Source organism: Corynebacterium tuberculostearicum, from assembly GCF_032821615.1.
Taxonomy (GTDB): domain Bacteria; phylum Actinomycetota; class Actinomycetes; order Mycobacteriales; family Mycobacteriaceae; genus Corynebacterium; species Corynebacterium tuberculostearicum_H.
Genome location: NZ_JAVBIF010000003.1, coordinates 153,708 through 176,136 on the forward strand (window position 1 = coordinate 153,708; position 22,429 = coordinate 176,136).

Consider the following 22,429-nt stretch of genomic DNA (forward strand, 5'->3'; position numbering starts at 1 on the left):
CGGGGAGTAGGATGAGGGCCATGGGCTTTACGACGCCAAGCTATGATCTCAAAGACCTTTTTGCACGAATTGATCGCGGGGATATCCAGTTACCTGACTTCCAGCGCAGCTATGCCTGGGATGAAGATCGTATTCGATCTCTTATTGTTTCCGTGCTGCGCGGTTATCCCATCGGCGCGCTCATGGCTCTTGACACCCGAAACGAAAAGATGCGCTTTCGTCCCCGTGCCCTTGCGGGCGCACCTGACACTGGCGTCGACCCCGGCTTGCTCCTTTTAGACGGGCAGCAGCGCCTGACCACCCTGTATCACTGCTTCAACGGCGAGGGCTTTGTAGATACCACTGACTTCCGCAAGAAGAAGATTCACCGCCGCTTCTTTATCGATATTCGCGCAGCCGTACGCGGCAATCTTATGCCGGATGATGCCATCTTCGCGGTCAATCAAGACGGCAAGATTTGCTCGCACTTCGCACCGGCAATCGAGAGCGAAATCCTAACGCGCGAAGATGCGCTAGAGAATATGTGCATTCCCGTGGCTTCTCTGCTCAGTGAAGACGGCGTCGGTATGCTTTTTGAACTTGCGGCGACCAAGCAGGAATACAGCGCGGAACTGGCGGCCTTTAATAATCGCATCATTCGGCCATTGTCCGGTTATGACCTGCCAATGATTCGACTTTCCCGCGAGACGGAGCGAGCCGGCATCGGCTCGATTTTTGCCCAAGCGAACTCGGTCGGCTTGCAGATGGACGTATTCGATCTGCTCACTGCCGTCTTTGCCTCTGAGGACCCCAGCTTCCACTTGGCCGCTGATTGGCAAGAAGTGGAAAAGGATCTGCGTAAGTCCCCAGCCTTGGATGGAATTGGGCGCACCGAGTTCCTCTCTGCAGTATCGCTTCTGGTCTCCGGTGAAAAGGGCTGTGCAGGTGGCCAGCGCGAGGATATTTTGAAGTTGTCATTGGCGGAGTACAAGTCGGCAGCCAACGATCTGCGCATTACCTTCCGTGAGGTATCAGAGTTCTTGGCGGAGCGGTGCATCCTCAGCATGGATCAGGTTCCGTTTAATGAGCAGATTGTTCCCCTGGCAGTCATTATCGCCCGCTTGGCCAAGCGCGGGGGAGCGCTTTCTACCGAGCAGTCCTGGAACCGTATCAACCAATGGTTCTGGTGTGGCGTCTTTGGCGAGCTCTACGGCTCTTCTGCAGTGCAGCTGCGTGCAGCTCGCGACGTAGATGAGGTCACCGAATGGGTAGCCGGTGCAACGGACGAGACGCCGAAGACCGTCGCTGATGCCACCTTCCGTGAATCCCGGCTGCTTTCCGTAGATGGCAAAGATGGCGTATGGCACGGACTCTATGCCCTCCTTATGGCGCGCGGCGCGAAGGACTGGCGCACTGGAAAGGCCTTCACTCGGCATACCTTTGAAGAGCTCAAGCCAGGCTTTTTCCCTGTGTTCCCGCTAAATTGGTGCAAGCGTCACGGAGTTGATCCCGTCTTGGCTGAGTCGGTGATGAACTACACCCCGATGGGCAAACGAACCGAGGTAGTGCTCGACGGTTTCGCTCCCAACCGCTACCTACCTCGCGTTCAGTCCAAGTCCATCATGGAAGATGCGCAATTTGATGAGGTGCTAGCATCCCACGAAATGAACCTGGAATATCTGCGCGCATCGCAGCCGCGTGAATTCCTTGCGGACCGCCGTCACCGATTCTTGGGCATTGTGGAATATGCTTTAGGTAAACCCGTTATCCGCGATGTGGATGAAGCAAACCTTTTTGGTGGAGAGGAAGGTCCGCAAGCTTTTGATCGCTAAATCTGTGCGCTTGGCCGCTACAGTGCTTGTTGCTTCTCTTGCACTAGCAGCCTGTGGCACTCCGGTCACAGAATCCAAGCTGGTCAGGCGTGGTCTGTCCGATCTGGATGAGTCCGAAATCGATCTCAGCAAGGCCAAGGCGGAAAACCAAAACCGTCTTATTGATCCGAAATTTGATGGCAAGTTGGTCATTGTTAATGACCCCATTGGAATTGAAGCCAGCCGCCTATTTTTTGAAGATTCGGATTCGCTTGTCCTTTTTTCCCCGGATGATAAATCCATTCTTCGTGCAGCAACCTTGGCGGTAAACCAGCATTTGCCGGCGGTGCAGTATGACGATGCTAGGCGTTTGGAAATCCATAAGCTGCTCACGGACTTGGGAGTAAGTCGCCTGGTGGTAGTCGGTGACGTGCCGTGGACGGAAACCTCTGGTGAATTCAGCGTGATCAAGGATCCAGGAACGCATAGGGCACTAGGGGAGTTCACGGCATTCCAGTATGGTTCCAAGGTGGTAGCCTCGCCGGAGCAGATGGTAAAGGATATCGCACGGCTGGATAAGACTCCCCATATGGAGCTGCGTCCTGCCTGGGTGCCGTATGAAGGCGAACTTGATGCTGGCGAGGAAAAGAATCAACCCATCCCAGCACAGTCCCGCAGGGACGGCCAGATGGCGCCAAATATTGTTGCCACTAAGGATAGCCCCATCGCAAACGTCATTACTGCGGCAGCCTACGGCGGAAGAGTTTTGGTCATGCCGACTGCCGATCCGCTAGCGGATAAGCACAGCATGGCTGCTGTAGCGGGCCTGGAGGACGGCACCTTAGTAGCCTTGGGGCCGGAATTCGGTCGAGTGAAAGAATTTAAGGCAAAAATCAAGCAGGGCACTCCTGACTGAACTACACTTCCTTGACACGCGGACAACCCGCGTGCACCGCATTTCACTTAAGCGAAGGAAGATATGTCGAAGCCGGTAGTCCTTATTGCCGATAAATTAGCCCAGTCCACGGTTACGGCCTTGGGGGACTCTGTTGAGGTCCGTTGGGTGGATGGGCCGAACCGTGCCGAGCTCCTCGCGGCGGTTCCGGAGGCCGAGGCTTTGCTGGTGCGCTCTGCCACAACCGTTGATGCAGAGGTATTGGAAGCGGCCACAAAGCTCAAGATTGTGGGCCGTGCCGGAGTGGGGCTGGACAATGTCGATATTCCAACGGCCACAGACAAGGGCGTCATGGTGGTCAACGCGCCGACATCTAATATTCACTCTGCGTGTGAACAGGCAATTGCACTGCTCTTAGCGACGGCGCGCCAGATACCAGCGGCCGACCAGTCCCTGCGCGAAGGGGAGTGGAAGCGTTCTTCTTTCAAGGGCGTAGAGGTCTATGGAAAGACCATCGGCATTGTTGGCTTTGGTCACATTGGCCAGCTCTTTGCCCAGCGACTGAATTCCTTTGAGACGACCATCATCGCGCACGATCCCTATGCCAACCCGGCTCGCGCGGCAGCGTTGGGCGTGGAATTAGTAGAGCTAGAAGAGCTGATGTCGCGTTCCGATTTCGTGACCATTCACTTGCCAAAGACTCCGGAGACAGCCGGAATGTTTGATAGGGAACTTTTGGCCAAGGCGAAGCCGGGACAGATTCTCATTAACGCTGCGCGAGGCGGTTTGGTAGATGAAGCGGCCCTGGCTGAGTCCATTGAGTCGGGACATCATCGAGGTGCGGGCTTTGACGTTTATGCCACGGAACCGTGCACTGATTCTCCGCTCTTTAAGCTGCCGCAAGTCACCGTGTCCCCGCACCTAGGCGCCTCCACTGTAGAAGCCCAGGACCGTGCGGGAACCGATGTAGCGGAGTCTGTCTTGAAGGCGCTTGAAGGAGAGTTTGTGCCGGATGCGGTCAACGTCTCTGGCGGGGCAGTGAGAGAAGAGGTTGCTGGTTGGTTGGACCTCGCCCGCAAGCTAGGACTTACTGCTGGCCGCCTTTTGGGACAAGCCCCCGTTGCCGTCGAGGTGGAGGCCTGTGGCGAGTTGTCTACCGAAGACGTGGAAGTGCTAGGACTTTCTGCCGTCCGGGGTCTGTTTAGCGGCGTGACTTCGGAGCCGGTGACCTTTGTCAATGCAATGCAGATCGCGCATAGTCGTGGGGTAGAGGTTGAGGTATCTACTAATGCGGAGTCCAAGGGGCACCGCTCTTCCCTGCAGGTGAAGGTTATTGGTGCTGATGGCGAGGTCTCCTCGCTCACCGGCGCGCTTATCGGCATCGATGGAACCGAAAAGTTCATTCGCATCAACGGCCGCGGCGTAGATATGCGTGCTACCGGCCGCAACCTCTTCTTCCGCTACGCGGACGCCCCAGGTGCACTGGGAACGGTGGGTACCAAGTTGGGTGCTGCGGGAATCAATATCGTCGCGGCTGCACTTACGCACGGTAAACAGGAATCTGATGCTGTGCTGATTCTGCGCGTGGAGGCCGAGGTACCAGAGCATCTCATCGCCGAAATTAATGCGGCCTTGGGTGCTGAATGCGAACAGTTGAACATGGAAGCATAAGGCTGCGGACTGCAACAGAATCTCAACCCGCGTGGTGCTAGGTAATTTCCTGCGCTACGCGGGTTTGTTTTGGTAGGGTAATCCCATATCCACTCTGTGAGAAAGGAATCCTACATAATGAAACTTGCGGTGATTGGCGGCGACGGGATTGGACCAGAAGTGACAGCCGAGGCACTCAAGGTGCTGCGAGCGGTTCGCTCCGATATCGAAACCACCGAGTATGACCTCGGTGCGCGGCGTTATCTGCGCAATGGGGAGCTTCTTGCGGACGCTGACTTGAAGAGCCTGCGAGAACACGATGCGATCCTGTTGGGGGCGATCGGCGCCCCAGGTGAGGTGCCGCCGGGCGTGCTGGAGCGGGGGCTGTTGCTTAAGATGCGGTTTGCGCTGGATCATCACGTGAACCTGCGTCCCTCTAAGCTCTATCCCACCGCTTCCTCCCCGCTGGCTGAACCGGGCGATATTGATTTCGTTGTGGTGCGCGAAGGTACCGAGGGTTTGTACTGCGGAAACGGCGGCACTTTGCGGGAAGGTACTGAGCATGAGGTAGCCAGTGAGGTATCGCAAAATACCCGCTTCGGCGTGGAGCGTGTAGTGCGCGATGCGTTTGCGCGAGCAGCGCAGCGCCATAAGCATCTGACCTTGGTGCACAAGACAAATGTCTTGGTCAATGCTGGTGGTTTGTGGCAACGCACTGTTAATGAAGTCGCCGCCGAGTTTCCAGAGGTTGAGGTGGATTATCAGCATATTGATGCGGCGACCATTTATATGGTGACCGATCCGGCGCGCTATGACGTCATTGTCACCGATAACCTTTTCGGAGATATTCTCACCGATTTGGCGGGCGCGGTAACCGGCGGCATCGGCCTTGCTGCCTCCGGAAACATCGATGCCTCTGGCGCGAATCCTTCCATGTTCGAGCCGGTGCACGGTTCTGCGCCAGATATTGCGGGAAAGGGGATTGCAGATCCAACGGCGGCAATCTTGTCCGCCGCCATGCTGCTTCGCCACGTAGGCGATGAGTCCAACGCCCAGCGGATTGAGGATGCTGTGGCACAAGATGTTGCGCACCGCGGCGATGGGCCGCTAAAGACCGTCGAAGTCGGTGACCGAATCGCCCAGCTTCTCGTCGCATAGAGGTGGGCTTCTTGTGCTGGGCGCTTGCCGACGCCCCAAGTGTCCAGCGTTTCCTAGCGTAGTCGGCACTGGGGTTAGTAACGGTGAGTAAGGGGCAACGACGATTTACTCAAATTAACTAATTAACACCGTATCCTTTGCACACATGTGAAGGTGGCTATTGAGTAGGATTGCCGCTATGCGTTTAGGACGAATTGCACACCCCGAAGGAATCTGTTTTGCCATTATCGATGGGCCAAAAGACGCCCCAATGGAAGAGTTGGTAGCAAAGGAAATTGCTGGCACGCCCTTCACCCCGCCGGAGCCAACCGGCCGTGAGTGGAAGCTTAACGAGGTTCGCCTCTTGGCGCCGACCCTTCCCACCAAGGTGGTAGCGCTTGGACGCAACTATGCGGACCACGTTGCCGAGGTTTTCAAAAAGTCTGCCGATAGCCTGCCTCCCACCATCTTCATCAAGCCATCTACCGCGGTCATTGGCCCGGATGCAGCGATCAAGATCCCGGACTACGCCACCAACGTCGAGTTTGAGGGCGAGCTTGCCGTGGTCATTTCTAAGCCGTCGAAGAATATCAAGGCCGAGAACTGGAAAGACCACGTGCTGGGCTATACCATCTGTAACGACGTTTCCTCCCGCGACCTGCAGTTTAAGGATGGTCAATGGGCTCGTGCCAAGGGGATTGACACTTTCTGCCCGCTCGGCCCGTGGATCGAAACCGATCTGGATAGCTTGAATCTAGACGATCAGAAGATTAATGCGTATCTGACGCACGAGGGTTCTCGCGAGCAAAAGCAGGATTCCAATACGGACCAGATGATCGTGAAGATGGGCGGCATTTTGGAGGAGATCTCCGCTGCCTATACCTTGCTGCCTGGTGATGTCATCACCACCGGCTCCCCGGCTGGCACCGCTCCTATGGTCCCAGGTGACACCATCGAGATCGAGATCCCGGGCCTCGGCACCCTGCGCAATACCATCCACCGTGCGTAACCCAAGCCACCACGAACACCGCGGCTACGTGCCCACCTCCGAGGAAATGGAGGAACGCTACCAGAGTACTGAGCGGGTGTGGTCGGGCAATCCCAATGCGACCCTTGTCGATTACGCCGCGGGGCTTAAGCCCGGTACCGCCCTCGACATTGGGTGCGGGGAAGGTGCGGATGCGCTCTGGCTAAAGAACCACGGCTGGGATGTCTTGGGCATTGATTTCGCCCCGACTGCCGTCGCACGCACTAGGGCCCGCGGTGTCGCGGCGCAGGTCGCAACGTTTAGTGACTTTAGCCATGAGCCCTTTGACTTGGTCAGCGTCCACTATGGCGGGGTACGCGCCACGCCAGAAGAGGTGGAGAAGCTAGAGCGTTTGGTGGCTCCAGGCGGAACACTGCTCTTTGTCCATCACGATATGGAGTCGGCTGAGATAGCGATGCCCGAATGGCTAGCGGAGAATCTGCAAGAGCTAGAGGCCGTCGAGCTGACCCGCCGCGAGCGCCACCTGACAGAAGGCGCCGGTGCGCACCACCGCAGCGACGTCGTGCTCGTCGCCAAGCGTGCAGCCTAGAGGCTGAGCGCCTTCAAAATGGTGCGCAGCTTGGCTGTGGTTTCTTCCAGTTCGGCCTGGGCGTCGGAATCGCCCACAATGCCACCGCCGGCCCAAGCACGCGCCGATAGCCCATCGCCGGCTACTTCTGCGCAGCGGATGGCTACCATGTACTCGCCGTCGCCGGAGCTATCGCACCAGCCGACTGCTCCGGCATAAAATCCACGGTCCGTTTCTGCCGTCTCAATGAGAGCTTGGGCGGCCTCTGCAGGGGTGCCACAGATGGCCGGTGTGGGGTGTGCTGCCAAGGCAAGTTCAAGAGCGGTCAAGTCTTTATCCTTGAGCGTTCCGGAAATCGGCGTGCCAAGGTGCCACATCTCATTGGTGCTAATAAGTTGCGGGGCGTCCGGGATGTCTAGCCGCTCGCATAATGGGCTAAGCACCCGGCGCAGGTGTTCCACTACAAAGGAATGCTCGTGGAGATCCTTGGCAGAATGCAAGAGATCTTGGCCTGCGATGTGATCCTCAGCCGCTGTGGCGCGGCGCGGTGACGATCCGGCCAAGGGGAAAGCAGACACCGTCGAGCCCTGACGCTTGACCAAAACCTCTGGGGAAGAACCAACCAGCATCGCGCCCGGCCGGCCGGCGGGGGAGAGATCGGCGATGAACCCATCGCGGTTAGCGGAAAGGTCGATAAGGCGCGCCGCGACCAGGCGCGGATCAATAGCCTCAGGAAATTCGATATCTACGGCGCGGGCCAAAACCACCTTGTCCAGTTTGGAGGTCTCGATGGTACCGATGGCTGCCTCTACGCGGCGCAGGTGCTCTTCGGGTTCCGGATCGAATCCAACCACTCGCGAGTTCAGGCTCTTATTCCGGTAGTAGGCGTGCGGCTCCAAGGGGCCCTCTTCGCGGATGATGGCCTCCGGCACCGTCAGTGCAGCGGGCGTGTCAGAGTCGAACGGAATCGCGCCGACCACCATGTCTACATCCTTGCTACGCAGGGCGGAAATCGCCGCGTCGGTGTCATTAAAAGTGTGGCGCGCACCTTGGGTACGGACAGACCCCGTTGCTCGCGAAAGCAAAAAATCGGGGGCGGTGCTTGGTCTGTCTTCGTGCATGGGGATCTAGCTTAGTGCCTTGGGCTTTTCTTACAGAATTGAGTATGCACTGGGCGTGTAAACAGTGAATCAAGTGAATGATGTGGTTAATTTTAACCTTGTGGCTAATGTTACTAAGTTTCTTTATCGTTCCCTATACCTGATCCTCGCTGCGGCGCTGGCTAGCGCTGCGCTTGTGTGCGCCGCTCCTGCCTATGCTCAAGAAGGGCCACCTCCCGCACCCGCCCCTGGCCCTGAAAATGCACCACAGCCAGCGCCAGCTCCAGCACCTGCTCCCGAAAATGCAAAGCCGGTTACCCCGCAGCCTGATGGGTCCCACCTAGTTCCAGAAGGTGTTAAGGAATCCACCCCGGCACCAGTAGAAGGCGGCAGCAGCGATGACAATGCAGCGCCTGGTCCTGAGGGATCGTCTCTTCCCGAGCCAGCGCCGCGGCCGGCAATGGTAGATACCAGCATCAATCCGAACCCGCCGTTTGCGCCGGGTTCCATGCAGTCCCTAGAAATGGAGCACGAGGGTAAGACCCGCAGGTACTTGGTGCGTATTCCAAACCACTATTCGCCGGAAAAGGCGGCCCCCGTTCTCTTCGGCTTCGGTGGGTGGGGAGATTCCCCGGAGAACTACTCCAGCTACGCACGCATGCAGACCACTGAGGCCAATAACGAGGCCATCATCGTCTATCCAGAGGGATTTGAGCGAGCCTGGGAGGCGGCGCCTTATGCTAAGACGCGCGATGGGGAGGATATCCGCTTTATCAAGCGCATTCTCGATTCGGTAGACAAGGACTACCACGTTGATCGAAACCGCGTATACGCCATGGGTATGTCTAATGGAGGCGGCTTTACCTCGGTGCTTGGCTGCCACGCACAGGACACCTTTGCCGCTGTAGCTATGGTTTCAGGTGCCTTCTACAACCCAGTTGAGGTCAACTGTGCCGATGCGCCGATGAATACCCTCATCATGCACGGCGTTAACGACAAGATGATGACTTATGAGGGCGGTGACCGACACGAGGCCGGTTACCTCCCTGTGCGTACGGTGCTCGGCGGCTATCTGAAGCGCAATCGCTGCGATATGACCTTCCAGTCCACTCCGGAGCTTGGCGGTTCAGAACGCTTGAGCTTTAACGGCTGCCAAAAGGATGTGCAGCTGGTCAAGGTTCCACAGGATCACACCTGGTTCTGGCAGCCAGATACTCCACGGGTGGTCTGGGACTTCCTCTCGTCTAAGACCAGGGTATAAAACAGCGGCGCTTAGCCACGGATAAGGCCCAGAGGAGAGATCCTCTGGGCCTAGTTTTATTGTTGGCTGCTCAAGAGCACTGTGCTAGTCGACGCGCGGCAGGTGGGTCGTAGCATCATCGGCAGGCTGCTGGGTTGGGGCCTTCTTCTTGCGGAAGAACTGGACATAGACCAACAGGCCGATGCCGAGCACCAGCGCGAATGCGCCTAGTCCCGCTAGAAGGCCCGCCCAGAAGCTGCTTTTTGCCAGGGTAGCGGTATACGCAGCGGCATTAGTCAGTACATTCTCAGAGTCCCTGCCTTCCGCAGCGCCGGCATCCGGAACCTGCTGTGCACTAACGGAGCCCGCAGCCTTGCCCTTAGTACGCTTAGTAGACTTTGCGTCCCGGGAGCCGGTGGATTTTTTGGCTGTGGAGTGGGAAGAACCGCTGGTGGAAGCAGAACGGTGCGAGCTCGTGCCAGTGGCCGCGCTTTTGCCGGATTTCGCAGTGGAGGCAGAATCATTCACACGGCTAGCAGAGTGGTGGGTGGTAGCCCCAGAACCAGAACCGGACTTTCGCGTAGTACCAGAGGTTTGAGCTGAGCCCGTGGAGGGCGTGCCATGTGGAGCTCCATCCTTCCCAGCGTCTTGTGCCTTGGTGCGGGTGGCCTGCTTGCGCTTGCCTGCTTTATCCTTGCCAGATTCTTTTTCGCCCTGTTGCGGATTACCGCCTTCTAAGAATTTCTGACCCTCCTGCAGGGTCTTGTCGAGCTCTTTGTCCAAGCCAGCGATGGCTTTGTCTACGTCTTTGACGTCTTTTTCCAGTTGCTTGGGGCGGCTATTTGAGTCACCACCGTTGCCGGTAGCAGCGTCAGCATCGGTATAGTCCACGCCGCACAGGTCTGTCGCCGTGGCCTGCTCGCCGACGAGGAAACCGGCATGGAGGTGGTGTCGGGAGCCGTCGGGAAGCTCAAAGGTAAAGCTCACCGCATAGGTACCCGGCTCGGTAAAGACAAAGGCCGGGTGGGAATGGGAGTTGCCGGGGTAGTCCCAGGCGGAGCCATCGGCAGTATCCATAAGTACCTTGGGGCCACCAAGCTCCATCTGATAGGCCACGATACGGCCATCCTCGGGGCCCTGCGCGATAGCCATGCTCAAAGTAGCGGTGTCTCCGGTGGCGAGGAGATCTTGAGATAGCTCTTGGGTATTAAAACCCAGCCACGGGGCGTTGGGATCTTGCGTTTGCGGCAGTACCCAGCCTTCATCGGGCAGGGAACTATCGCTGAGCTCGGAAAGCGGCTGCTTGAGGTCATCAGATACCTCAATGGCAAAGGACTCAGAGTCATGCTCGATGTCCTTATCATCATCTTTGACCTTGAAGCTGAGATCGCCGGAATCGCTGCTGAGCGCCATATCCTGGTGGCCCTTGGTGATGCGGTCGAAGTCGCTGGCAGAGCAAGAATCGGTGGATTCTTCTGCATATGCGGTGGCGGGCGCGAAGAGTTCTACTCCCGCTCCCGGAAGGGCGCCGAGGCTTATCAGTCCCGCGGTGCCGAGGGCCACCGCAGTGCGGCAGACAGGTTTCATGAGGAGACGGATTCCTTTCGTGGGGTGGGGTGTGGGGCGTCGGAAAGCGAGGCACCTGCGTGCTTGCGGGCGCCGAGCAGTGGATGGATGGCCCATACAACCAAGAAAATGGCGGTGAGGGTGAGCACGATGGTGGCGCCGGCCGGCAGGTCAATGGCCCACGCCAGGTAGATGCCGAGGAAGCTCGACAGCGCACCGATGAGGGCAGAAAGGCACATCATGGTCTTTAGATTTGTGCTTAGCAGGCGTGCCGTTGCGGCCGGAGTGATGAGCAGCGCGAGGACCAAGATATTGCCGATGGTGCTCACGGAAATGACCACTGCGGCCGTGACGCACAGGTACAAAATGATGTCCAGCACAAAGACAGGCAAGCCCATTGCGCGGGCGGTTTCCCGGTCCAAGCACGTGGCGTTGAGCTGGGGGCCAAAGGCAATAACGATGGCGACAACTACGGCGCACACGCAGCCCGCGACGATAATATCGGTGCGGGAAACGCCGGTGAGTGAGCCGAAGAGGAAGCTTGTCAGCGAGGCACTATAACCATCGGTGCGCGAGATTATCACCATGCCCAAAGCGAAGGCCGCGGCGAAGAAGATACCGATGATGGAATCCGCGCGCACGTGGCGACGCTGCGAAAAGGCGGCGATGAGTAACGCCACAACCGCACCAGCGACTGCGCCACCCACGAGCACCGAGGTCTGTAGGGCGAAGGCAATGGCTAGTCCCGGGAATACGGCGTGGGAGACGGCATCGCCAATAAAGGCCATGCCGCGCAGCACGACATAGCAGCCGATGACGCCGCATACGATGGCCGCAAGCAAAGAGATGCCTACCGCGCGGGCGAGAAAGTCAAGGTGGGGATTGACCAGGTCGCGCAGGAAATCGAGGAAGGAAATTTCTATCATGCGCTGACTCCAATGGCAGAAAGCAAAGGGGAACCGGCACGCACGCCAAAGGTTTTAGTCCACGGATCCGTCTGGTGAAGAAGGGTCGACGCAGAATCATCGGCTACCACGGTGCCGTTAAAGAGAATGAGGCGGTGGCAAGAATGTGCGGCTTCAGAAAGGTTATGAGTGGACATAATGATGGATGTGCCGCGGTGGGAAAGCTCTTCAAAAAGCTCGAGGAGCGATTCGGTATTGGGCGCATCTAGTCCGGTAAAGGGCTCATCGAGCAGCAGCACGTGTGGTTGTGTGGCGAGGGCCCGGGCGATGAGCACGCGCTGGCGTTGACCACCGGAGAGTTCTTCGATGGGGCGGGTAGAAAATTCTTCCATGTGAACCAGTCGGAGCGCCTCTGCTGCTGCGGCATGATCCTTAGCGCGCGGTCGCTTGAGCCAGCCGATAAGGCCGGTCCGGCCGCTGAGCACGGTGCGATAGACATTGATGGGAAAGCCCCATTCCACTTCGTGACGCTGGGGAACATACCCCACGGTGCCGGAGATGCTGCGAGTTCCGGAGGAAGGGATAAGCCCTAAAATGGCGCGCATGAGGGTGGTCTTACCAGCACCATTCGGCCCGAGGAGCCCGATGAATTCGCCGGGGTGGACCTCTAGATTGGCATCGCTAACTACGCTGCGGTGCGAGAGCGAGACATTTAGATCAGCAACGGAAATGAGCGGTTTAGCCACGGCTATCGCCCCGCTTAGCTGAACGCAGGGCGAGCCCTAGGGCCAGCAGTAGTACTACGGCGCCAACGCCGGCGAGGACAAAGACCCAGGTGGGAATAGACGAGCCCGCGGTCTGGGCATCGTCTGGATTCCAGGTAGTATCTTGGGCCGCTTGGACGTCTGCATCATCGCCCACGGCGAAGGTGAGTACGCCATCGGTGCTGAAATCGGCGCCGTCCTTGGTCTTGCCCTTCACCCTGATGCCCACCTGGTGAGTACCTGGCTCCGTAAACGTCCAGTTGGCGTGGGTGTGGGTATTGAGGTCTACCCAGAAGTCCTCATCGCTCTTCTGCGCGGTGGACCACAAGAGCTGTGGCGCTTCAAAGCCGCCGTTTTGTAAGAAGAGGGAGAAATCGCCTGGTCCGGAATGGCCGAGGAATTCCATGGTGACGCCGCGGTCGGCGGCGTCGACAAGGGAGGGCGCCTGGGTATTCCAGCCCAGCCAGGGAACGCCGACTTGCTCGGTTTGGGGAACCACCCAGACCTTATCGCCGGACTCAGCGCCAACGAAGCCAAAGTCATCCGTATCGGGAAGGGTTTGCTGTGCCTTATCGCCCACGGAAAACACGAGATCGTCTAAGTGACGCCAGACTGGCTTATCGCCGGCATCATCGCGAGCCATAAGCTCAGACTCCGTGCCATCAAGCAGGGCACCAACGTCTACGTGACCGGTATCGATGACCTTTTCTTCGCCTTGCGGGGCAACGTGTTCATCGGCACCGACCACCTGGGCCAGGTCGCCCGCCCAAGCAGGGCTGGTAGAAAGTGCCAGACCTGCAGTAAGGACGCAGGCGGCGGTGCGGGTGGCGGTACGAGTAGCGAATTTAAGCATTTTTATCTCCATGGGTTGGGTTGGGGTTCAGGCAACGCTGCAGGGAATCAGCGTTAAATTTCATAAGGTCGATATAGGAGCTGACGGTGTCATCGAACGTGTCGCCGTAGATGGGGCACAGCTCCACGCCTTGCTCCGCGGCAGCCTGCTTCAGGGTCTCGGCGCTTGCCTGCTGCACGGGTTCTACAAATACGGCTGGTAGATGGAGGTTCTCCAGCGTGCGGCGCAAGGAAATGACTTCGCGTGGGGAAGGCTCGATGGCCGGATTGGGAGTGACGAAGCCGGCCACCGACATGTCATATCCTTGCTCCAGATAGGCGTAGCCGTGGTGCGTGGTTACGAGGTGCCGGTTTTCTTTAGGGATAGAAGAAATGGCGCGGTCAACATAGGTATCCGTATTCCGCAGGCGCTGGGTATAGGCCTCCGCCCGTTGGCGGTAGGACGCCCCGTGGGAAGGATCTGCCTGCGCCATTTCCTCGGCGATGGCATCGACGTAGGCGATGGCATTGTCCACGTTGTGCCACAGGTGCGGGTCCACCTCGCCGTGGATGTGTTTTCCCAGCACCGCCTGCGGCAAGAGGTAGGTATCCGACCCCGGCCTGCCCAGGAAGCGGTAGGCCGGATCCGGCGGTATGGGCTGCAGTACCGAAGAGGGGATTGACACCACGGTGGTGGCAGGGTCGAAGCGCTTGTCCTGATCGCGCAGGTCAATGCGGTGCTTGGCTAGGTCACCTGCAATATCCAGGTGCCCGGAATCTATTACTTGCATGCCTTTAGGTGGGTTTACTCCCACGGCCACAGTGAGGTGTTGGACGTCGGTGCCCTCTGCTTGGAACCCGAGGTGGTAGATCCCCGGCTGGGAAAATCCCCAAGAGACGTGCGTGTGGGCGTTGGCCGGCAGCGTCACTGAGTCTTCTTTTCTATCGATGCCATCGGCCGAGTTAAAAAGGACCTCCGGGGTGCCGAAGGTAGAGACCACATAGGCCGCGACGTTACCTGGCCCATCGGCAGAGACCATGCGGAAGTCCACTCCGGAAGAACGCTGTTGTGCGCCGCTGATGCGCAGACCCAGCCAAATTGCCTCGAGCGAGACATCTTCTACCAACGGCACCAGAGTGGCACCGCGGGTGGAGGCAGCATCGGCGACTTCCACCACGGGGGCATCGGTGGATTCGTGCAGTGTATCGATGAGAGACTGCGGCTCCAGCAAGTAGCCATTGCTCAGTGCCAAATCGGCATTGGCAACATCGCGCACCGTGCGCAGCGTTGGCTCAAAGGTATGCGGATCTTTTCCGCTGGGGATAAGGCTTTGTACCCGGGCATCTTCTCCCGCGACGTTGCGCGCAAGATCCGCGAGAATCGGGGTGGTGGCCACCACGGCGAATTTTTCTCCGCTTCCGGTATCCAACGCAGCCGAAGGGGCACAACCAGTGGCCAGCAGGCAGGAGCCCAGCAGCGCGCCTATGGTCCGAAGCCTGCGTCTATGAGAAAGCGCACGCGCCATTAGTCCGCTGCCTTAGCTACAGCTAGACGGGCAATGCCTAGGCCGAGGAAGAGCATGCCCAAGCCCAACACTCCGATGCCGAAGGGAACAATAGGAGTCCCCGTATTGGCTAAAGAACCGCCCTTGCTGTGCGCCTGCCCGGACTGGCCAGTGTTTGATCCGGTGCTTGCGGCAGAGCCACCAGCGCTTGCCGACGCCCCACCTGCCGCAGCGCCATGCCCGCAGTCGCCGCCCTCCGGATTTACCGCAGCGCCCAAGTCGAAGTGACCATTGTCAAAGGCTTCAGCCGGCTTGTCGCCGCCGACCACGAAGTGAAGAGTCGCTTCACCGGCAACTTGCTTGCCCTCATTGGTCTTGGCCACCTGGCGAATGGTGACGTCATAGGTGCCCTGCGCACCAAAGACCCAGTTGGGGTGCACGTGCGTATTGGGGGCAATCGAATAGGTGCCCTCCGCCGCATCTGCATTGCCTCGGAACCACTCATCGCCCACGATCTTTCCCAAGCCGCCCTGGGAGTAGACCATCATCGGGCCGGGTCCCTTGAAGCCTGCTAACTCCCAGGTGACATCGCCAGGGATATTCTCGCGCATTGAAGGGCTTTGAGTATTAGCGCCGAGCCATGGCACACCATCGACCTGGGTAGAACCAATCATCCACGCCTGACCAGCTGGCACTGGGCCTACCTCTTGAGGGAGATCGACGCTGGATTTATCGGAGAGATAAAAGGTAGCGCCATCAGCATCGCGCCACTGGGAAGGGGAGACCGTATCGTCCTTGATTTGCGGAGTCATGCCTGGGGTGCACTCTTTATCCGTAGCTGCACCGGACTTATCTGCGGCTGCAGCGCCGCCCTTGTCTGCTGATCGTGGGGTGCTCGCAGTTTCCTCGTCATTGCTCACCTCGCCGGTATCAGCCGATCGATCGGCTGCGGGTGCATCGCCGCCGTCGCCCACCTCCCAGGTGTAGGTCACAGCATTGCTGGATTCGCCGTTGGAATGGGCTTGCACCGTCATGGTGTATGTGCCGGCCTCGCTAAAGGCCCAGTTGACGTGCCTGTGGGCCGGAGTGGGTTGATTGATGACCTCACCGCTGGTGAGCTCCATTGAGCCGGAATCGGTCACCGTCTTGACATCGCCAAAGCCGCTGGTTTCAAAAACATACACTGAACCAGGTCCAGAGACTTCGGCGAATTCTAGGTCAACGTTGTCAAAGCCGCCATCGCGTGCAGGCTGGGTATCCCAGCCCGGCCAAATGATGCGCTGGTCTTGCGATTGTGGCAGGAAGTAAGTGGGCTGGCCTATCTCCGGCACGGCCTCGGTGGCATCCGACCAGGCATCCTCGACAACCTTGAGCACCACATCATCGCCGGAGCGTGGAACGCCCGATCCAGTGATGTCTTCCTTCATTGACAGATGTAGCTGACCATCTGGGGCCGTGACATAGAAGGCGTCTACATGCCCAGAGTCGAAGACCTCATCAAAGGCAAGTGCCGCGGCGGGGGAGAAGAAGGCCAATGCTGTGGCAAAGACGGCGGCAAATACGTGAATAAATCGGCGCCGCAGCGGGACGCGCCGAGGGGCAAAGGATGGTGAATGATGCATTGTGGCTTCCCGTCTAGTTGGTGGGGTAGAAGAGGCTTAGAAGTTGAGGCCGAAGCGCTTGCGGATGAGGTCCTCGTTATCCCGGAAGAAGTTATAAAAGGCCTTGAAAACCACCACGAGAACCGCTGGGAGGACCAGACTCCACGGGCTAAACGAGGACCCTGTGGGCTCTTCTGGCCGGCCGGGGTGGGCTGGTGTGTCCGGGGTATCTGGGGCGGATGGTTGGGTGGAAGGCTCCTGGGAAGGCTCCGCGGAAGGCTTATCTGTTGGACTTTCGCTCGGCTCTCCGCTCTCGGCCGTGCCTGGCGCGCGGAAGGAACAGGACTCCAATGTCTTATCGCCTACGGCAAAGGTGAGGGTTTGGGGCGCGGACTTTAGTTCCTTGCCGTCCGTGCCCGTGGCCGTATAAGTAGCCTCAAAGGTGTACAAGCCAGGCTTGGAAAAGGCCCAGTGCGTATGGGTATGGGCCGGAAAGTTGGTTTCGATGGTGTAGTCCTTAGCCGCAGAATTGGCGAGGACCGAAAAACCTTTGCCATGGGTGCCATCGATAAATGCGCCCCACTCGGCACCGTCCGGCGTGGAGGTGGGCTTCAAGTTGAGGTTGACGGCATTGTCCTTGGTTGAGGAATAATCTAGGTCCTGGGTGTTATAGCCGGGCCAAATGATGTTTTGATCCTGGGTTTGTGGCAGGTGATAGAAGCGCTCACCGGGCTTTCCTAGGAAATCGAACTCTTTGCCCGCGAGCTTCTTATTGCGTGGGGTGAGCGCATTATCGTGTACGCCGAGTACAACGTCATCGAGTTTGCGGTCAACAGACTTCTTGTCCACTTGTGCCGTGTCATCGCGCAGAACCGTTGCAAAGCCTCCCTCGGCAGGCTGGGCTTTGATGTCTACATGACCACGGTCTAGTAGGTACTTTTCGCTGCATTGTGCATTGCCGGCTTGCGGTTCTTCGGTGCCTGGCTGCGGCGCGGAAGACGGAGTGTCTTCCTTGCCTGGGGTAGCCTCCGGTTCCTCATTGGAAGTGGAGAACTTCCCACTGGCTTCATAGTTTTCACCAAAAGCAAAAGACTCCGTAATAACGCTGCTAGCGTGTCCGGCCTTAACAGTGGAATGGGGGAAGAGGTTTACCTTGGCAAAATAGCCTTCGAAGTACTCGCCCTCATCAAAGGCGACCTCGCCGTGGCCGTTAGTAATAGGGGTTTCCAGATCCACGGTGGGGTATTTAGCCCCCTTCGTGTCATAGAGCCCGCCGGTGAGAAGGCCATTGAAGTTTTTATCCTCGGTATCCACCACAATCTTGGTGCCACCATTGCCCTGCTTGCGCATGCGGATGGTGTAGCCCAGCTCCTTTAGCTCGGTTTCCTCGGTGGGGGCAAGCTGGCGCGGCTGGGAGGTTTCCTGCCACGTATCAGCGGCGGCAGAAGAATCGGTGTGGCTGGATTTACCGGGTTGGAAGTCAAGGGGTTGGGATATCCAGCGTGGGGAATCGCCCTCAGGGGTAAAGACGGCCTGTACCTGGGACGGGTCGGGGCCCATATATTCATCCCACTGAGCATGCCCGTCCTTAACGGGGAGGTCGGTGAGGAAGTAGCCGTCGATAAGCAGCGTGAGGGTGCCTTGTGCCTTGTTCTTGGCGTCGAAGGAAATGGTGGTGAGCTTGTCGTCACCGTCTTTTTCGGGATTGGACTTGGGGGCCATGCGCAGGCTGTAGCCTGCAGCAGCGGCGTCGCCAGCTGCGGACTGTGCGAAGCGCTCCTTAAGGCTCGGCGTTTTTTCCTCTTTGGGCTTTTGCCCGCCAACTTGGATGGTGGTGGTCTGTGGCTCATTGGCTATGAGCTGGCCATCCTTTCCGCGCGCACTGGTGCGGTAGGTCAGGCGGTATCGTCCTGGCTTGGTAAACAGAGTGGAGTTGTGCGTATGTGTGCCGGCAACAAGGTAAGCAGAGTGCGGCGAATCCGGGAAGGAACCGAGCATGCGGTGCAGCTGGGTGCCGTCCTCATCTTCATCTTTATTGGTAAAAAGCTCCACCTCGCCGGGACCATCGACGCTGAGCAAATCAAGGAAGGCTACGCCATCCCGAAATTTGTCCGTGGGCAGGGAAGCGTCTGCGCCAAAGCCCAGCCAAATGGGCGAAGTATTACCGGATACCTGGTGCGGCGCTGTGTAATAAGTCGTGCCAGGGGCCCCAATATAGTCTTGGGTCCCATTTGCCGGAAGCGTATAGAGATACTGGTTGCTGTTATCCGTAGCGCTATAGCCCTTGCCCACCCAGGCAACAGTGTCTGCAATCGGGGGCTCTTGACCGCCAAACTCGGACTTCAGGACGAAATCGTTGTTCTCCCAGAAAGACTTGGGGGAGTCAACGTGGGTATTGGTAGCGATGTGCTTGCCATCATCGGGGCCTGCGACAGCCGTGGCGGGAGTGATAAGTGCCAAAGTGCTCAGCGTGGCAAGGAAACGGGTGCGTGGGGAAGCCACAGTTGGGAAGGCCTTTCTACAGTTCTCACAAGTTCACCAGAAACTATAGAAAATGAATCCCATAACCTGCTAGCCGTAATGGAAACCGATTTCACCGACCAGTGGCTTTGTAGTGAAACCCGTTTCCAATTACCCCAATTTGCGTGTAGGAATAGACTGCAAGCCGCTGCGCGCCGGGCAGGATTCAGGGGCGCTTGGGCTGGTGCGGACTGGAATCGGCGGCTCCACTACGATGGTGGGCATGACTGAAGTACGCGTTAGATTCTGTCCGTCCCCAACCGGCACACCGCACGTAGGCATGGTGCGCACCGCACTATTCAACTGGGCCTATGCCCGCCATACCGGTGGCAAGCTGGTATTTCGCATCGAGGACACCGATGCCGCCCGTGACTCTGAGGAGTCCTACCAGGCCATCATTGATTCCCTGACCTGGCTTGGCCTGGGCTGGGATGAAGGCATCAATGTTGGCGGCCCGCACGAGCCTTACCGTCAGTCCCAGCGCATGGACATCTACAAAGAGGTCCTAGACAAGCTTATCGACGGCGGATTTGTCTACCCGGCATACTCCACCGCTGAAGAGGTGGAGGAGCGCCACAAGGCGGCTGGCCGTGACCCGAAGCTGGGCTATGACAACTTTGACCGCGATCTCACCCAGGAGCAGATCGACGCTTTCGAGGCTGAGGGCCGCAAGCCGGTCTGGCGCCTGCGCATGCCGGAGCAGGATTGGACTTGGACCGACCTGGTGCGCGGGGAAATGACCTTCAAATCTGAAACCCAGCCAGATTATGTGGTTGCTCGTTCCAATGGTGCGCCCCTCTACACCCTGGTTAACCCGGTTGATGATGCCCTGATGCGTATCACCCACGTGCTGCGCGGTGAGGACCTGCTGTCTTCTACTCCGCGTCAGCTCGCGCTTTACGACGCCCTTAAGAAGATCGGCATCGCCGAGTTCACCCCAGAGTTTGGCCACCTACCCTTCGTGATGGGCGAGGGCAATAAGAAGCTGTCTAAGCGCGACCCGCAGTCCAACCTGTTTAATCACCGCGATAACGGCATTATCCCTGAGGGTATGCTCAACTACCTGTCCCTGTTGGGTTGGTCCCTGTCCGCGGACCAGGACATCTTCAGCATGGATGACTTGGTAGAAAACTTCGACGTCCACGACGTGCTGGGTAACCCCGCCCGCTTTGACCAGAAGAAGCTCGAGGCCATCAACGCTGATCACATCCGCCAGCTGGACCCAGAAGAATTCGCCTTCCGTCTGCGTAACTACTTAACCGAATACACGGATTTCCCGGCCGACTATGACGGCGAGAAGTTCGCCTTCGCCGCTGACCTTGTACAAACCCGCATCAAGACCCTGTCTGATGCGTATGGCCTCATGAGCTTTTTGGTGACCCCGGATGCCGACCTAAAGCTTGATGAGAAGGCAGCGAAGAAGAACCTCAAGGAAGAGGCAATTCAGCCGCTCGAGGTGGGTATCGAGACCCTCGAGGGCGTTGCGGAGTGGAAGACCGAGAATATCGAGGCGGCACTATCTAAGGCCCTTATTGAAGACCTCGAGCTGAAGCCTCGTAAGGCCTACGGAGCACTGCGTGTAGCCATTTCCGGCGCCCAGGTTTCCCCGCCGCTCTTTGAGTCCATGGAGCTGCTGGGCAAGGAGTCCACCCTGGCCCGCCTTCGTGCGGCCCGTGAAGTGACTCCCTACGTGCCGGCGGCACAGTAGGAGGAGTGCCTCCTGTAAGGCGACGATAGATATCTAATCCCGCCCTTCGATGCGGCGAATGACAGCTGAACTACAGCGCTGTCATTCGCCGCATTTTATTAACCTTCTACTGGCCTGAAAATGGGTCGTGCGCTGGCGATTTGGCAGTTTACGCGATGATCATTATAGTTATTACACGTTGCAGCGAGCAAGGGAGAACAGCCGAAAGGCGGTAAGCTTCCAGTGCAAGTTAGCAAATGGCCTATGGTGTAATTGGCAACACAGCGGTTTCTGGTACCGCCATTCTAGGTTCGAGTCCTGGTAGGCCAGCAGTGAAAATGCTTTAAACGGCAGGCTCACTAGTTCTAAGCCCCGTTCGTCTAGCGGCCTAGGACGCCGGCCTCTCACGCCGGTAACACGGGTTCAAATCCCGTACGGGGTACAAAGACCTCCAGCCCAAAGGCTGGAGGATTTTTCATATCCGGGGCAATGTCTTTTCCAGCGTCTTTTCCAGCGTCAGTCTGGGTTCCGACCACGACGCGAGCAAAACTGGTTATAACCTACCCCCAGACCATTAGCCTTATCTGCGCAGGCCGCAGCCTGCTGCCAACGAGACCAGGGCTAAGACCACCGCGAAGTTGTGCAAAACCCTTCCTGTCCTGCATGCGTAGGCATAGACTGCAAGTACAGCAGAAAACAAACAGAAAGGAGAGCGGGTGACAGAAAGCGAAACGCACCACAGCCAAGGCGCACAGCCCGAAAGCACAGCCAGGTAGTAACGCTATAATCCACAACTTCCTTCCCACCAACGTTTGTACGAAGTATAGGAGCCTGCAGCATATGCACTTCGACGCACAGCGCCATCCCGAGTCCTACTAGCACAGCGTTCTCGGCCACGGACTATCCACAGATTGCTTGCGGAATAACCACTGATTCGATCCGCACCTCGGCCACGAAGAACCCTCACTGCAGTACCGGGCTCGGGAATTTTTGCGTTTTCCTTCGCCTGGCGGATTCTAGGGGTCGTTGCAACGATGATGGTTAGTTTGGTTTGATGCTACCGGTTTGTGTGAGGGCGTTGGTCATGACTTCGGCTGGGGTGCGCCAGTTGAGTGCTTTGCGTGGTTTGTGGTTGTGAATGTTGGCGATCATTTCTAGGTCCTCGGCGCTGTAGATGGACAGGTCGCTGTTTTTGGGAAGGTTTCTTCTGAGCCTGCCGTTGGTGTTTTCGTTGCTGCCGCGTTCCCATGGTGATCCTGGATGGCAGAAGTAGATGGGAATGTCAGTGGCCATGGTAAAAGCTTTATGACCAGCCATTTCGCTTCCTTGGTCCCAGGTAATTGATGACCAGATAGCTTTATCGATTCCTGTAACTGCCTTGTGCAGGGCTGTGAATACTTCTTTGCTGGTATGCCTTCCCGGTAAGTGGCCAAGGACAACAAATCGGCTGACGCGTTCTACTAGCGTGATTACCGCTGATTGGTTGTTTTTACCGAGGATGAGGTCGCCTTCCCAGTGGCCTGGCAAAATACGTTCACTTACCTCATCTGGCCGGTCGTCTATGAGGATCATGTCGTCGACGAAGCGTTGCTGGGCAGGTGTGCTGGAGCGGGTTTGGCGTTTCTTGCGTTTCTTTCTACCGGTCGGCAAGTCCAGGCAAGTCCAGGCCAAGGTCTTCAAGT

Annotated in this window: 17 protein-coding genes and 2 tRNA genes; 10 read left to right on the forward strand and 9 right to left on the reverse strand. The window is 57.9% G+C overall.

From position 1 onward, the window contains the following. Positions 1 to 20 precede the first annotated feature (20 nt). The 6 genes from RAE09_RS04500 to RAE09_RS04525 all read left to right on the forward strand — a co-directional run bounded on the left by RAE09_RS04500 (position 21) and on the right by RAE09_RS04525 (position 7,049). Positions 21 to 1,811 carry a GmrSD restriction endonuclease domain-containing protein gene (locus RAE09_RS04500; RefSeq protein ID WP_316981081.1) on the forward strand — a complete coding sequence of 597 codons (1,791 nt, stop codon included), beginning with the start codon at positions 21 to 23 and terminating at the stop codon, positions 1,809 to 1,811. Continuing rightward, the gene (locus tag RAE09_RS04505) at positions 1,801 to 2,706 is read left to right on the forward strand and encodes a hypothetical protein (protein WP_284786723.1); all 906 of its coding nucleotides are present in this window, start codon (positions 1,801 to 1,803) and stop codon (positions 2,704 to 2,706) included. The genes RAE09_RS04500 and RAE09_RS04505 overlap by 11 nt, the downstream gene beginning before the upstream one ends. Before the next feature lie 63 nt (positions 2,707 to 2,769). After that, on the forward strand, positions 2,770 to 4,356 hold the full coding sequence (gene serA, locus RAE09_RS04510; protein WP_302257530.1) for a phosphoglycerate dehydrogenase: 1,587 nt from the start codon (positions 2,770 to 2,772) through the stop codon (positions 4,354 to 4,356). Between the two features lie 117 nt (positions 4,357 to 4,473). Next, positions 4,474 to 5,493: a 3-isopropylmalate dehydrogenase gene (locus tag RAE09_RS04515; protein ID WP_302257532.1), complete on the forward strand. Its 1,020-nt coding sequence runs from the start codon at positions 4,474 to 4,476 to the stop codon at positions 5,491 to 5,493. A 178-nt stretch (positions 5,494 to 5,671) separates the two neighbouring features. Next, on the forward strand, positions 5,672 to 6,481 hold the full coding sequence (locus RAE09_RS04520) for a fumarylacetoacetate hydrolase family protein (protein WP_005327736.1): 810 nt from the start codon (positions 5,672 to 5,674) through the stop codon (positions 6,479 to 6,481). Between the two features lie 46 nt (positions 6,482 to 6,527). Further along, positions 6,528 to 7,049 carry a class I SAM-dependent methyltransferase gene (locus RAE09_RS04525; protein ID WP_084771622.1) on the forward strand — a complete coding sequence of 174 codons (522 nt, stop codon included), beginning with the start codon at positions 6,528 to 6,530 and terminating at the stop codon, positions 7,047 to 7,049. Here the strand turns inward: RAE09_RS04525 and RAE09_RS04530 are convergent. Further along, a complete protein-coding gene (locus tag RAE09_RS04530) occupies positions 7,046 to 8,149 on the reverse strand; it encodes an isochorismate synthase (RefSeq protein ID WP_316981082.1) in 1,104 nt (367 codons plus the stop codon). The two genes, RAE09_RS04525 and RAE09_RS04530, sit on opposite strands and share 4 nt — an antisense overlap. Positions 8,150 to 8,249: 100 nt before the next feature. Here RAE09_RS04530 and RAE09_RS04535 point away from each other — a divergent pair, with 100 nt between their 5' ends. Next, on the forward strand, positions 8,250 to 9,389 hold the full coding sequence (locus RAE09_RS04535) for an alpha/beta hydrolase family esterase (RefSeq protein ID WP_316981083.1): 1,140 nt from the start codon (positions 8,250 to 8,252) through the stop codon (positions 9,387 to 9,389). Positions 9,390 to 9,473: 84 nt separating this feature from the next. On the opposite strand, the gene RAE09_RS04540 is transcribed toward RAE09_RS04535, so the two are convergent. Genes RAE09_RS04540 through RAE09_RS04570 form a run of 7 tightly spaced genes read right to left on the reverse strand, consistent with a single transcriptional unit; the run spans position 9,474 to position 19,042 of the window. Continuing rightward, positions 9,474 to 10,955, reverse strand: coding sequence for a choice-of-anchor M domain-containing protein (locus RAE09_RS04540; protein WP_316981084.1), 1,482 nt, complete (start codon positions 10,953 to 10,955; stop codon positions 9,474 to 9,476). Continuing rightward, entirely contained in the window at positions 10,952 to 11,860 is a 909-nt protein-coding gene (locus RAE09_RS04545; protein ID WP_005323315.1) for an anchored repeat-type ABC transporter permease subunit, read from the reverse strand. The genes RAE09_RS04540 and RAE09_RS04545 overlap by 4 nt, the downstream gene beginning before the upstream one ends. Further along, a complete protein-coding gene (locus RAE09_RS04550; RefSeq protein WP_394371993.1) occupies positions 11,857 to 12,591 on the reverse strand; it encodes an anchored repeat-type ABC transporter ATP-binding subunit in 735 nt (244 codons plus the stop codon). The genes RAE09_RS04545 and RAE09_RS04550 overlap by 4 nt, the downstream gene beginning before the upstream one ends. Next, positions 12,578 to 13,456 carry a choice-of-anchor M domain-containing protein gene (locus RAE09_RS04555; protein ID WP_316981085.1) on the reverse strand — a complete coding sequence of 293 codons (879 nt, stop codon included), beginning with the start codon at positions 13,454 to 13,456 and terminating at the stop codon, positions 12,578 to 12,580. The genes RAE09_RS04550 and RAE09_RS04555 overlap by 14 nt, the downstream gene beginning before the upstream one ends. Continuing rightward, positions 13,449 to 14,960 carry an anchored repeat ABC transporter, substrate-binding protein gene (locus tag RAE09_RS04560; protein ID WP_316981086.1) on the reverse strand — a complete coding sequence of 504 codons (1,512 nt, stop codon included), beginning with the start codon at positions 14,958 to 14,960 and terminating at the stop codon, positions 13,449 to 13,451. Before RAE09_RS04560 ends, RAE09_RS04555 begins: the two co-directional genes overlap by 8 nt. Beyond that, positions 14,960 to 16,561, reverse strand: coding sequence for a choice-of-anchor M domain-containing protein (locus RAE09_RS04565; protein WP_316981087.1), 1,602 nt, complete (start codon positions 16,559 to 16,561; stop codon positions 14,960 to 14,962). The genes RAE09_RS04560 and RAE09_RS04565 overlap by 1 nt, the downstream gene beginning before the upstream one ends. 36 nt (positions 16,562 to 16,597) lie before the next feature. Continuing rightward, a complete protein-coding gene (locus RAE09_RS04570) occupies positions 16,598 to 19,042 on the reverse strand; it encodes a choice-of-anchor M domain-containing protein (protein ID WP_316981088.1) in 2,445 nt (814 codons plus the stop codon). Positions 19,043 to 19,274: 232 nt separating this feature from the next. Between RAE09_RS04570 and gltX the strand changes: the two genes are divergently transcribed. The 3 genes from gltX (at position 19,275) to RAE09_RS04585 (ending at position 21,189) form a co-directional block, all read left to right on the forward strand. Continuing rightward, on the forward strand, positions 19,275 to 20,768 hold the full coding sequence (gene gltX, locus RAE09_RS04575) for a glutamate--tRNA ligase (protein ID WP_200435259.1): 1,494 nt from the start codon (positions 19,275 to 19,277) through the stop codon (positions 20,766 to 20,768). A 237-nt stretch (positions 20,769 to 21,005) separates the two neighbouring features. After that, positions 21,006 to 21,077 (forward strand) — tRNA-Gln (locus RAE09_RS04580). 39 nt (positions 21,078 to 21,116) lie between these two features. After that, positions 21,117 to 21,189, forward strand: a tRNA-Glu gene (locus RAE09_RS04585). A 599-nt stretch (positions 21,190 to 21,788) separates the two neighbouring features. Here the strand turns inward: RAE09_RS04585 and RAE09_RS04590 are convergent. After that, positions 21,789 to 22,429 (reverse strand): IS30 family transposase (locus RAE09_RS04590; protein WP_316981089.1); only part of this gene is annotated, 641 nt, incomplete at its 5' end.